General features: G+C 42.4%; 13 protein-coding genes and 2 pseudogenes. 9 read left to right on the top strand and 6 right to left on the bottom strand.

Annotation, left to right across the window (positions count from 1 at the left end; translation table 11 throughout):
- Nucleotides 1-297 precede the first annotated feature (297 nt).
- On the top strand, nt 298-870 hold the full coding sequence (locus tag F6K64_RS37145) for a PEP-CTERM sorting domain-containing protein (protein ID WP_008182404.1): 573 nt from the start codon (nt 298-300) through the stop codon (nt 868-870).
- A 133-nt stretch (nt 871-1,003) separates the two neighbouring features.
- Here the strand turns inward: F6K64_RS37145 and F6K64_RS37150 are convergent, their stop codons facing one another.
- The 4 genes from F6K64_RS37150 to F6K64_RS37165 form a co-directional block, all read right to left on the bottom strand.
- Entirely contained in the window at nt 1,004-1,132 is a 129-nt protein-coding gene (locus F6K64_RS37150; RefSeq protein ID WP_267872016.1) for a hypothetical protein, read from the bottom strand.
- Nucleotides 1,133-1,648: 516 nt separating this feature from the next.
- The gene (locus tag F6K64_RS37155; RefSeq protein ID WP_008182401.1) at nt 1,649-2,830 is read right to left on the bottom strand and encodes an exonuclease/endonuclease/phosphatase family protein; all 1,182 of its coding nucleotides are present in this window, start codon (nt 2,828-2,830) and stop codon (nt 1,649-1,651) included.
- A 9-nt stretch (nt 2,831-2,839) separates the two neighbouring features.
- Nucleotides 2,840-2,962 (bottom strand): hypothetical protein, encoded by a 123-nt coding sequence (locus F6K64_RS37160; RefSeq protein ID WP_267872015.1) that lies wholly within the window; start codon nt 2,960-2,962, stop codon nt 2,840-2,842.
- Between the two features lie 227 nt (nt 2,963-3,189).
- Nucleotides 3,190-3,486: a pentapeptide repeat-containing protein gene (locus F6K64_RS37165; RefSeq protein WP_008182397.1), complete on the bottom strand. Its 297-nt coding sequence runs from the start codon at nt 3,484-3,486 to the stop codon at nt 3,190-3,192.
- A gap of 189 nt (nt 3,487-3,675) precedes the next feature.
- Here F6K64_RS37165 and F6K64_RS37170 point away from each other — a divergent pair, with 189 nt between their 5' ends.
- The 8 genes and pseudogenes from F6K64_RS37170 to F6K64_RS37205 all read left to right on the top strand — a co-directional run bounded on the left by F6K64_RS37170 (nt 3,676) and on the right by F6K64_RS37205 (nt 10,648).
- Nucleotides 3,676-4,179: an RNase A-like domain-containing protein gene (locus F6K64_RS37170; RefSeq protein ID WP_008182395.1), complete on the top strand. Its 504-nt coding sequence runs from the start codon at nt 3,676-3,678 to the stop codon at nt 4,177-4,179.
- A gap of 161 nt (nt 4,180-4,340) precedes the next feature.
- Nucleotides 4,341-4,646: a hypothetical protein gene (locus F6K64_RS37175; protein ID WP_008182394.1), complete on the top strand. Its 306-nt coding sequence runs from the start codon at nt 4,341-4,343 to the stop codon at nt 4,644-4,646.
- 73 nt (nt 4,647-4,719) lie between these two features.
- Nucleotides 4,720-4,764, top strand: a pseudogene (locus F6K64_RS38675) (hypothetical protein); the annotation flags it as partial.
- 102 nt (nt 4,765-4,866) lie between these two features.
- Nucleotides 4,867-6,411 (top strand): WD40 repeat domain-containing protein, encoded by a 1,545-nt coding sequence (locus F6K64_RS37180; RefSeq protein ID WP_353736761.1) that lies wholly within the window; start codon nt 4,867-4,869, stop codon nt 6,409-6,411.
- A gap of 874 nt (nt 6,412-7,285) precedes the next feature.
- Nucleotides 7,286-8,002 (top strand): phycobilisome rod-core linker polypeptide, encoded by a 717-nt coding sequence (locus F6K64_RS37190; protein WP_008182388.1) that lies wholly within the window; start codon nt 7,286-7,288, stop codon nt 8,000-8,002.
- 1,123 nt (nt 8,003-9,125) lie between these two features.
- On the top strand, nt 9,126-9,350 hold the full coding sequence (locus tag F6K64_RS37195; RefSeq protein ID WP_008182386.1) for a hypothetical protein: 225 nt from the start codon (nt 9,126-9,128) through the stop codon (nt 9,348-9,350).
- Nucleotides 9,293-10,177, top strand: coding sequence for a class I SAM-dependent methyltransferase (locus tag F6K64_RS37200; RefSeq protein WP_081431950.1), 885 nt, complete (start codon nt 9,293-9,295; stop codon nt 10,175-10,177). The genes F6K64_RS37195 and F6K64_RS37200 overlap by 58 nt, the downstream gene beginning before the upstream one ends.
- 324 nt (nt 10,178-10,501) lie before the next feature.
- The gene (locus F6K64_RS37205) at nt 10,502-10,648 is read left to right on the top strand and encodes a hypothetical protein (protein WP_008182382.1); all 147 of its coding nucleotides are present in this window, start codon (nt 10,502-10,504) and stop codon (nt 10,646-10,648) included.
- Between the two features lie 353 nt (nt 10,649-11,001).
- Here F6K64_RS37205 and F6K64_RS37210 read toward each other — a convergent pair whose 3' ends face one another.
- The gene (locus F6K64_RS37210) at nt 11,002-11,298 is read right to left on the bottom strand and encodes a D-Ala-D-Ala carboxypeptidase family metallohydrolase (protein ID WP_008182380.1); all 297 of its coding nucleotides are present in this window, start codon (nt 11,296-11,298) and stop codon (nt 11,002-11,004) included.
- 8 nt (nt 11,299-11,306) lie between these two features.
- A pseudogene (locus tag F6K64_RS39300) lies at nt 11,307-11,394 on the bottom strand (zinc ribbon domain-containing protein); the annotation flags it as partial.

Consider the following 11,394-nt stretch of genomic DNA (forward strand, 5'->3'; position numbering starts at 1 on the left):
CTATCAGCTATCAGCTATCAGCTATCAGCTATCAGCTATCAGCTATCAGCTATCAGCTATCAGCTATCAGCTATCAGCTATCAGCTATCAGCTATCAGCTATCAGCTATCAGCTATCAGCTATCAGCCAAAGGCTTGTGGCCACGCTACTTGAGTTGCTTTTGAATAAAATAAGCACCTCAAGCAGCGTGAGCTTTAGGCTCACGGCTGACCGCTGACGGCTGAATGCTTACGACTTTTAAAAGACTAGCGCTTGATTCAAGACGCTCTACCAGGTTGAAACAAGGAGAATTTTACGATGGCTGATCTCTTCCATAAGTCAGGGATTTTGGCAGCCGCTAGTGTGGCTTTGGGTCTAGCTGTAATGCCAACCCAACCTGTTTCTGCTGCAACTATCAAATATGATTTTACCGTAGATGTAGAGACAGGGAGTTTGGCTGGCAACTCTTATGAGGGGTATTTTACCTATGATGACACCTTCCAATTTGACAGCGGATTCGAAAGATTCAACTCTCGGAGCGATGACCTATCGGTAGTCTTCGACTTTAATGGTGTCACCTACACTGAAGAAGATGATTTCTTGTTTCCTGTAGGTCCCTACGTTGATTTTCAGGATGGGGAGCTTTTGGGATTGAATTTTGCTCCCAATTTCTTCGTTTTCGATTTTCCCTTTGAAATCCGTGACGAAGACAATGACCGCATAGGAGGTGACTTCTTTACCTATGGTGATTTCTTTCTCGGTTCTGGAGAAGGTAGTGTCACTTACGCTAAAGTGGGTAAAGTTCCCGAGCCTGCTACTATTTTAGGGTTAAGTGTGCTTGGTGCTAGCTTGCTGCTGGGAAAAAAGAAGGGATCCTCTCAAAACGCTTAGAAGAGTTTTGGGAGTTGAAAGTTAAAAGTTGAAAGTTGAAAGTTGACGGTTGAGTGTTAAGGGTTGAGTGTTGACCGTTGACCGTTAATACTCAACTCTTAATAGCTAGGATAATGGCAAATTTCTAGTCATCTTAGTCATCAAAATTTTGTCCATCGCCCCAATCATGCGATCGCATCTCATCCTCTAGCGCTATTGTTATGGGTTTGTGCGATCGCATCTCATCCTCTAGCGCTATTGTTATGGGTTTGTGCGATCGCATCTCATCCCCTAGCGCTATCCTTATTTCCCCGTGTCAAATATAGCGCTATTGTAAATAGCAACAATGACTAATGGGTAACCATTGAAGTGAAGAGTTTGGTAAATGCGTTCGCGTAGCGTCGGCTGTGGCCGTAGGCCAAGCTGCGCGAACGCCGAATCGCTTGTTTCAATACTCCCTATCTCCCTATCTCCCCATCTCCCTATCTCCCTATCTCCCCAAACTTCCCCAATCCCCGTTCCCTAACTTAGTTAAAAATACGGTTTTCCTATAGTATACTCTTAATTAGCTTAGTAACACAAGCAAATAATCCAATAATCATGACCTACCATAACAACAGACGGGATTCACTGATAGATAATCCAGACCTAGTTGGTGATTTACCCCCAGAAATCGCTAGTCATATTGTTGATTTTGCCATTAACATTACCCCTGAACTCACCAAAGGGCAGTTTGCCGAAGATACAATCTGCTGTTTAAAAGAATTGATTAAGCAAACTAGCAAAATGATCAGCAACTTCAATCCGGCAACGGGAGTCGTAACCACAACGGTAAATGGTCACTTACCTCATGTTCAAACCGTCGAAAAAATGCCTTCTTCTGGGATACTGATAACTCACTAACCCCTCGGTTGTATAAGGCATCACTAAACAATTCAACAAAATTAAAAACACCATAATCCGGTCCTCGTGGGTTTTCACCCATAGAGGAATGTTCCTTATAAGTAGGAAGACGCTGATCCCAATTAAACAAACCAATTTGGTCAAAGGTTTCCGTAAATCTAGCATTAGTGCGCAAGACTTGGTTTGTCTGTGGATGGGGATCTAAGAACGGAAAATTAACATTTGCTTCCCCTCTCACCTTAGCATTAAACATCTTGATATGCTTTTCAATCCGGTCACGGTCTGTAGTAGGATTATCAAAATCTAGATTCAGATCCCCTAATAAGATAAAATTGGGATAATAGGCTCTATCCTGTTGGATAAACCGTCCTAATATCCATGCCATCAGTGCATCAAATTCCTGACGGCGATCTGAGATATAGTCACCAAAATACAGATGAGCATTAACCGCCATAAACTCATAGGGGTTAGTACCAGGATGACCAACAATTCTAAAGCTGACACAGAACGGTTGGCGAGCAAACGTTAGAAACACTGGCATCCTAACATTCGGCTTCTTCGGGCGTTTCCCTAACTGATTTAAATTCCACTGATCCAGTTCTTTTAGATATTCCACATAGGGTAAAATAGCCTGATTGACCTGATCATAGTTACGAGCCAAGGTTTCTAACACCTTAGTACGGTCAAAAGAAATATCTGAGACCACTTCACCCCGCTTAACCATCGACAAATTATATATAAATCCCAGTCTTTCCCCTAATCCTGGTTCATTAGGAAACACCCCAGTTCGATCAGACACAATCATACCAAACTCTGACCCCATCCGCCCCTTCAACTCCTGGAAACCACTCAGGTCATCCATGATTTCTTGGACAGCGAGCAAATCAAAGTGCTTACAAACATGAGCCAAAAAATCCCAGGTTTGAGGACTGCGCTTAGTTACCGCCCCCAGTTTTCTGATATTAAATGACCCCAACACCACCGAGCCATATTCCCGTTTAGGCAATCCATACTTAGTAGGATCGTCAGCCAAAGTTTCTCGTATTTCACCCCATTCTTTTGGAGTAAATTCAGACATAATATTATTTTAAATGTAAACATAGGATTGATAAAAAAAGGGAATCGGGAATCGGGAATCGGGAATCGGGAATCGGGAATCGGGAATCGGGAATCGGGAATCGGGAATCGGGAATCGGGAAGAGTTACCCAAAATACCTATATACTTTATTAAATTTTGCCTTTTGCCTCTTGCCTTTTGCCTCTTGCCTTCCCCTCCTGGGAGGGGTTAGGGGTGGGTTCCTCTTGCCTTTTGCCTTTTGCCTATGCCCTCTTGCCTTATTCTCTATTACCTTGTATTTAACGATTCAGAATTGTCAAACCATTATTATCATTGGCATCTTCAAAAATTGCTACCATTTCCTTCAATTCAAGCTTCATTTATTCAGAAAATCCTACATTATTTACCAACCGGGCTTTCTCTAATTTGGCATCACTCAGATTGACCTTACTCAAGTTGATATCCCCCAGGATAGCACATCTGAGGTTAGTACCACTCAAATTGACACGACTGAGGTTAACACTACTCAAATTAGCACCGCTGAGATCAGCACCTGCACAATCGGATGTTGTATTAAGACCAGCAATTCTCCCTATCTCCAAAAAGTCCTTAGTTTTCTCCTCTATAGAGCGATCGATTAACGGTTGCGCTTCTGGCCGAATTTCTTGATTAGACATCGGTTGACTTGACCAAAATTAGTATATAATCCCCAAAATTTTCATCTATACAGCTTTGACGGCAATCAGCTCATCCCTGATACAGTCAGTCGCCCATTGAACCTCCTTTCATTGTCTTGATGCAGTCGCTCAGGATGTTACAATCAAAAAGCTGCTGGGAATAGTAGGTAAAAACAGACATTATTTAAGATGCTTACCCATTGGAAACAATCCCTAGCCAAGAGTGCTGGACTATTGGCTGTTTTGACTCTTGTACAGAGTTTATACTTCACTCAATCAGCTTCTGCGCAATGCGTGCCGAGTAATTTTTCCTCGAACTGGTTACAACGACAGGAGTACCTTGGTGGTCACACTATTGATCGCCATGTTGGTAAAAGTGATCAACAACTAGTAGACCGATTAATTAATGCTCCCAGAATCAGCGCAGCTAGCACCTATAGCGATTTGGGAACTGCTGCCACTAATATTCAAGCTGCTTTGAGAGCCAACCGGAATAGATTAAATAGTTGGGTTCTTGATGCTGCTAGAGGTGAAAAGCGAGCTGTTAACTATAGGGCTAGGGAAGTAGTTGGTCGTGTGGCTAGCCGTCCTGCTTCTATGAGCAATATTTCTAATAGTAGAAAGTTGCGTGCGGTTATGAAAAAAACAGCAAAAGGAGATTGCTTACTTCTTACGTCATATCCCGCTAGATAACTGCTCAGGGGATTGTAGATTTTATAGTGTAGATTTTATAGTTTAGAGTGACCCTTGCTTAAACTATAAGATCTTGTATTTATTTAATCTTCAGTCTCTAATTCTCCAATTTTCAGTCATTACTCAACATTAGCAATTAACTATACACCAAAAATCTACCCATGAGCCAAAAAGCTAACTACGAAAATCTCTACAGTTTTCTTGCTGGGGAGTTTGCTGAAGCTGATTTTGAAGGTAAAAGTGATGAAGAGGTAGTTCTTGGCTGCAACAATCCAGAACTTGCCAAGTGGCATCGTACCATAATTGCCGAAGGACGGGTTGCTTTGGCTTCTCCCTCCTTTCCCTGGAAAGATGTGGGTGACTATGCCAATCGCCATTTTGAAACTGAAGAAAGTGCTAGAAAATGGCTAACACAGATGCTCGACCTGTTGGAAAGTTGCCTTGATAAAGTATCCGGAGGAGAGTAAAGTACGGAAGAGCTATATTTCCCCGATTAAACTATACTCGAAACTTGATAATTTGTCCTTACCCACCTTGTAAGGCAATTTGGTCAATACCTTACGAGGGCACGATTGCGTCCGCAACGGTCAGTGCCAGGTTAATTCTGCTGTCTTTTCCCCAGATGGTCAGACAATTCTCACCGCTTCACGGGACAAAACTGCGAAATTATGGGATAACGATGGGAATTTGATCACAACTCTAAATCAGGATAGCTGTTGGCATGTACATATAAAGGATTATCATTGCGGTCTTACCTCTGCGGTATTTTCTCCAGACGGAACTAAAATTATTACTACTAGTAAAGATAAGACAGCTAAATTGTGGGAGCACAATGGTGAGCTTATCCACATATTTAATGGACATAGCGATTGGGTTAATTCTGCTTTATTTTCCCAAGACGGTGATCAAATCCTTACTGCTTCTGAAGATGGCACTGCCAAATTATGGAATAAGGATGGAAACTTAATTAAAACCTTGAAAGGACATTCCGAGGCAGTCAAAAAAGCCTTGTTTTCCCCAGACGGTAATCACATTATTACCGTTAGTGATGATAATACTGCCAAAATTTGGGATTTGGATGGAAAAGTTATCGCTAAATTAATCGGTCATCAATTATCGGTTACTACTGCAGCGTTTGCTCCCCATGGAGACAAACTAATCACCGCCTCTGATGACTCTACAGTCAAGTTATGGGATATCACCCAACAACCAGTTAATTCTAGTTTTAGACATTCAGCATCTGTGAATTCTGCTGTGTTTTCTCCTGACGGCACAAAAATCTTGACAGCCACTACCGATAAAAACGCTTATTTATGGGATCTGAACGGAAAATTGCTTAAGCAACTTCCTCATGGCTGTGATGTCTCGAATCACTGTTCTGTAAAAACAGCAGCTTTCTCCCCTAATGGTAACTATATTATTACGACTTCCGATGATGGCAAAACCCGGTTATGGAATGGAAAAGGCGATCGCCTGATCATGGCTATTAATTTACATGATCACTATAATAACTTAACGATATTCGGTAGGAGTGGTGCTAAATTTGCCAGCTTTTCCCAAGATGACCAGCAAATTCTGACTACGTCTTACGATCAAACTGCCAAGTTATGGAATTTTAGTGGCAGTGAACTTATAGAAATATCAGAGTACAAAGGACACAAGGGGGTAGTTAATTCCGCTGTCCTATCTCCTAACGGCCAGCAAATCCTTACGGCTTCTAAGGATAAACTGGCGCAGTTGTGGAACTTGAACGGAGAAATAATTACTAATTTTAAAGGACATCAAGATGCTGTTAATTCCGCCGTCTTTTCCCCTGATGGTAAAACAATTCTCACTGCTTCAGCAGATCACACGATAAAGCTGTGGGATTTGAATGGAAACCTGATCCGAACCTTTGGAGGAGGTCGTGAGAAAGGACATATGTTTGATGTTAATTCAGCGGTGTTTTCTCCCGATGGTAAAACAATTCTCTCTGCTTCTGAGGATAAAACTGCCAGGTTGTGGGATTTAAACGGTAGGTTAATCCTGGTGATGAGAGACCATAATGCTGCTGTGAACTCCGCCGTCTTTTCTCCCGATGGCACCAAAATCCTCACTGCTTTCAGCAATGGCACTGCCAGGGTGTGGCTCAAGCCGGAGGATATATATGAGTGGTTGCAAACAGCTAAAATTTATCAGCTTTCACCAGGAGATCGGAAGGTGTTTGGTTTAGAGCACAGCGATCCTAGATAAAATCCTGATGATTTCAGATGCCCTACTTGATTGACTTTTTTGGCTTCGTAGGTTGGGTTGAAGATAGTGAAACCCAACCCTGGTAATGATTTTAGGTAAAATCAATGGTTTTAGTTTTTTTTTATTCACTCAGGTGAGGTACCACGCCTTACTTCCTTGAAAGCGTGGCTCCCAGTTTCATTCGCCGTTGCTGTGTTGGGGGCGTTGCTGAATTAAGGAATGAATGTGCGATCATTTGGTTTTATTAAAGCCCCCTAAATCCCCCAATTCTGATACCGTTGGCGAAATTAATATTTGTTTACACAAGGGTAGCAGATGGGTAACTTTAAGTTCATGCTCCCCCAGAATTGGGGGTTGGGGGGCTATAAAGACTGCTGTCTTCAGGCTGATATTTCTAAATGTTAAATTCGCCAGCAGTATCAATTCTGGGGGACTTTGATAGTTTTGTTCCCCCCAGAATTGGGGGGCTAGGGGGGCAAAACCATACGCATAATCAGCAACGCCGTGTTGGGTACCTCAAAGAAGAAGTTGGGCAAGGTTGAGCTACAAGGTTAATACCATAAACATTAAATTGTAACAGATTAGGGTAGTTCTGAGTAATCCTGTAAGATTTTGTAATGAATAAGTAAATTTACTTATCATTCATGCAAACCGTAACCCACTAGGGCGTGTTTTCAAAGTTTTCCGCAAGATATTAGATCCCCCCCAGCCCCCCTTATTAAGGGGGGAGCCATACTCAAAGTCCCCCTTTTTTAAGGGAAACGGGGGTACTCGGAGTTTGAAGACACGCCCTAGCCCCTAAAATTAGAACCGTCTAGATAATCAAGGCATCGATCCTAACGGATTAATAAACACTTACAGGGTCAAAGACAATATGCAAACACTAACTAATAACTCTCAGTTAATACAATCTTGGTCTACCTCTGAAATTTACCCAATCAGCTATAACGGCAGCCAAGGGAATACTATATCAGATGACGATAAATTGCTCAGCTTGAAAGCAGTATATAAGCAACTATTTAAGGAAAATCGAGATATTGAATTTCACCATCATGCTAGCCTTGAATCTGCATACCTGAATGGTCAATTGAGCACTCGAGATCTGGTTCGTGAGTTACTTTGCTCGGACATGTATGTTAATTATGTCTTCGCCGTCAATAGTAATTTCCGTTTTGTTGCACTGTGCTTTGAGCGCGTTTTAGGTCGCCAGGCTACACAAAACGAGATCCATAAGTGGAGCTCCCTTTTAGCCTCGGAAGGTCTGATCACCTTTGCGCAGACATTGACCAATTGTGATGAATATATTGCAGCCTTTGGTGATGACATTGTACCGTTTCGCCGCTCTGATAAACTGTCTTCCAGTAATCAGGGACTCCCGGCACTGCCAAAGGAACTGAGCATCAAACGTTATACAGGAATCGGTAACGTGATACAGCACTACAAATCAAGATCCCTTTTACCCTGGGAAGGCAATCTGCCGCCCCGTGTGGTACGCGAGATCGGCGCAGTTGTTACTGTAGCCGGTACAATTGAAGTTGTTCGTGTTATTCTCACCATTGCTTGGCAGGCTTATAGCACTGGTAGCCTGTGACATCCTCATATTCATTCAAAGATTACGGCATTGCTGAATCTTTGAATGAATATGAGTGGGGTGGGCATCCTGCCCGCCTGGAAATGAAACGGGCAAGATGCCCATTCCACAGGTGTGACCCTAGGGCGAGTAAATCGCCCTAGGGTCGCACCTACTATTAAAATCATTCCATTATTAAGCAACGCCGGATTTTTCCCCTATTCCCTCTTCCCTCTCTTCGCCTCCTCGGAGGGGTTATGGGTGGCTTCCAGATCCGCTGTTCCGGTGATCCGCTGTTCCCTGTTCCCTAAAACCCAAAAATTTGGAATTCACCTAATTGAAAACCGCTATAAATCCCCGACCCTATTGACTTAATGGAGGGACTCCTGTATTATTTTCTGAGAGTAAATTAGCCTAGTTGATAAGCAGGTGCACAAAATTAATTACACATTTTAAAATAATCAAAGCCTTGCAGGGCAAGGGTTACAGAGATTGGCAGTAGGTAATTAATTCTGTGTAGGTGCTTACCTGTTATGATATGCTGTTAAATCGAATTGCCTAAAACTATACTGTGTATAGCTTTGAGATTTTGATGATAATTGATAATTGAAACTACATAGAGCGTTTCTAGGACTCATGAGGTACACAGCATTGTTTGACTATTGGCTCTTGCCTCTTATCCCTGCTCCGAAGTCCCTGCTCCGAAGTCCCTGCTCCCTGCTCCGAAGTCCCTGCTCCCTGCTCCGAAGTCCCTGCTCCCTAAAACCTAGATATTTGTACCTCACAAGTCGTAGAATTGCTATAGTATCTCAAAACCTAAAAGTCTTCCCTAGTAATACTTTTAGGCTTTGTTTATGAAAACTTAGCCGAATCAGTACGGAATAACCGTAAATTATTCAGTTTCAGATGTCTACTCCTCTGTTGATTTATTCGGCTTGAATTTCCTGATATTATTCCTAGGCTTAGATGGGTTGACCCTGACAAATTACGCGATTACTTAACTGGTGACCAATGGCTATAATACTACTTGCTTGAAAAAACTAGCAGATAAACCACCAATATTTTGCAAGTAATTTTCTGGTTTTATTGACCATTAATTAACTAAAAAACCGGTTAAAATAATCATCATTACAGAGGATAGGACATGGAAATTTATATGGCATCTAACTACTCACTCAACACCCTTGGAGCCAAACTTTGTCTCGAAGCTGCTGGGGATTTAGTAGCAAAAGCAATCCAGCCCATCCAAAACTATTCACAGGTAAGACTAGCTGATTACGGCATTGCAGACGGTGGTACTAGCCAAGGATTATGGCAGCAGATTATTGCTACTATAAAAAAAAAAATAACGGGGCTTTTGTTGAAGTAATATTTAATGATTTACCCAGTAATGACTTTAATGCCCTAGGCAAAAATGCAACGTTATTGATGCAAGGTGATCAAAATCTAGTAGTTTCAATGGTTCCACGATCATTTTATGAACCTGTTTGTCCCCCCAATAGTCTAGACTTTGGTTTCTCCTCCACAGCCATGCACTGGCTAAGTAAGCTACCCAAACATCTGAGCAATCATATTGATGTCAATGTTTCTGCCCCAGTAGAAGATAAAGCAATTTTTCAAGCACAGTCACAGATTGACTGGAGCACTATTCTCCTGGCTAGAGCTAAAGAACTCAAATCTGGAGGTCAAATAGTAACCGTCAACTTATCCGTAGACGAACAAGGGCGCTATGTAGGGCACAACCTGGTAGACTTGAACCTGAAAGATATTCTGCACGAAATTTGGAAACAAATGCAGATTGAGGAATTGATTCAACCAGAAGAGTATGTTGGCGCTACATCACAAAGTTATTACCGAACAGAAGCCGAGTTTACTGCGTGTCTCGAAGACCCTCAAAGTGAAGTTTATCAAGCTGGCTTACGATTAGGAGATACCCGAACCATGCTGATTCGGTGCCCTTATCGGTCTCAGTACGAAGATGATAGGGATGCAGAGAAATTTGCCCAAGGTCTCACCCAAGCGACTCGCTCTTGGAGTGAACATACATTGAGAAATGCCCTAAGCAATCGATCCAATCAAGACATTTCTGATATTGTCAACCAATTCTACCAAAGATTTACAGCTAGGATTCGAGAGAATCCCGGTCAGTTCTCTATGGATTATGTACAAACCTATCTTCGCATTTACAAAAAATAAGCCCAACCAGGATGCTTAGATCATGTTAGGATAATTACCCTTAATAAAAATCTGCCCGATCTCCCCATCTCCCCACCCTCCTCACAACCCCTCAGGTTGAGGTGACATTGGATATTAGGACTAACCGATAATAAATCCCCGACCCGATTGACTTAATGCAGGGACTCCTGTATTATTTTCTGAGAGTAAATTAGGCTAGTTGATACCTGTTATGATATGCTTTTAACTTGAATTGGCTAAAACTATACTGTGTATAGCTTTGAGATTTTGAAAATTTATGGTTTATACCGAAAATTATGTCAGATCTTTCATAAACACCATAGGATGCCCAGTAGGCTGTGGAATACAATTAAGCCAGAGCAACTTAAAAATCCCAAAATTGCCAAACTTTTTGACTCAGATGGTGATGGCAAAGCCAACTTAACAGGTTGTAATCCTGGGTGGGGTATGGAGCTAGCTTCTCTAATTTGATAAGTTGAAGAAATCCTTAAAAACCTTGAAGCCTTTCTTTATATTACATGACTTACGCAAGGCACCCTAAAATACCCCAATTCTAGGGGACTTTCGTGACTTTGTTCCCCCTCCCGGTGCGCTTGACCTTGGCCAATTTAATTCTTAATGGTAAGAGCGCACCTTTGCCTTTTGCCTTTTGCCTTTTGCCCTTGCGCGTAGCACTATAGCGTTTCTAGGACTCATGAGGTACACAGAATTGTTTGACTATTAGCTCTTGCCTTTTCTCTCTTTCTTACATGCTCCCTGCTCCCTGCTCCCTGCTCCCTAAAGCCCAGATATTTGTACCTCACAAGTCGTAGAATTGCTATATATCAAAAACCATAACTCCACCTAGCCCGATACCCTCGGGCATCAATATGGGTGAAACAACTCGCACTGGCTAGACCACCTCGAGAACCCCACCAGGAATCCAGGCGTCTATTCACCGACATTGGCGATATCCCCTCAACCACAAAATCCACAGCATCCCCAGAAAGATGACGGGAGCGTAATGCACCACCAACTTGGCGATTGGTTACTGGGTCGCGATACCAAGAGTTAACCAGGATGGGGCGATTGCCAAAGTATTCCCTAACTTCCGATACTTTTTGGCTACTAAAGTCTACCAAAGCAGACCTTAGCTCACCAATGCAAGCTGATTACTCAGCCAGGGTGTATCTACCAAAGCTCTTAGGAATATCCCGCGAGCGCCATTGATGTCGCGT

This window comes from Moorena sp. SIO3A2 (assembly GCF_010672265.1).
In the GTDB taxonomy this organism is placed as follows: Bacteria; Cyanobacteriota; Cyanobacteriia; order Cyanobacteriales; family Coleofasciculaceae; genus Moorena; species Moorena producens.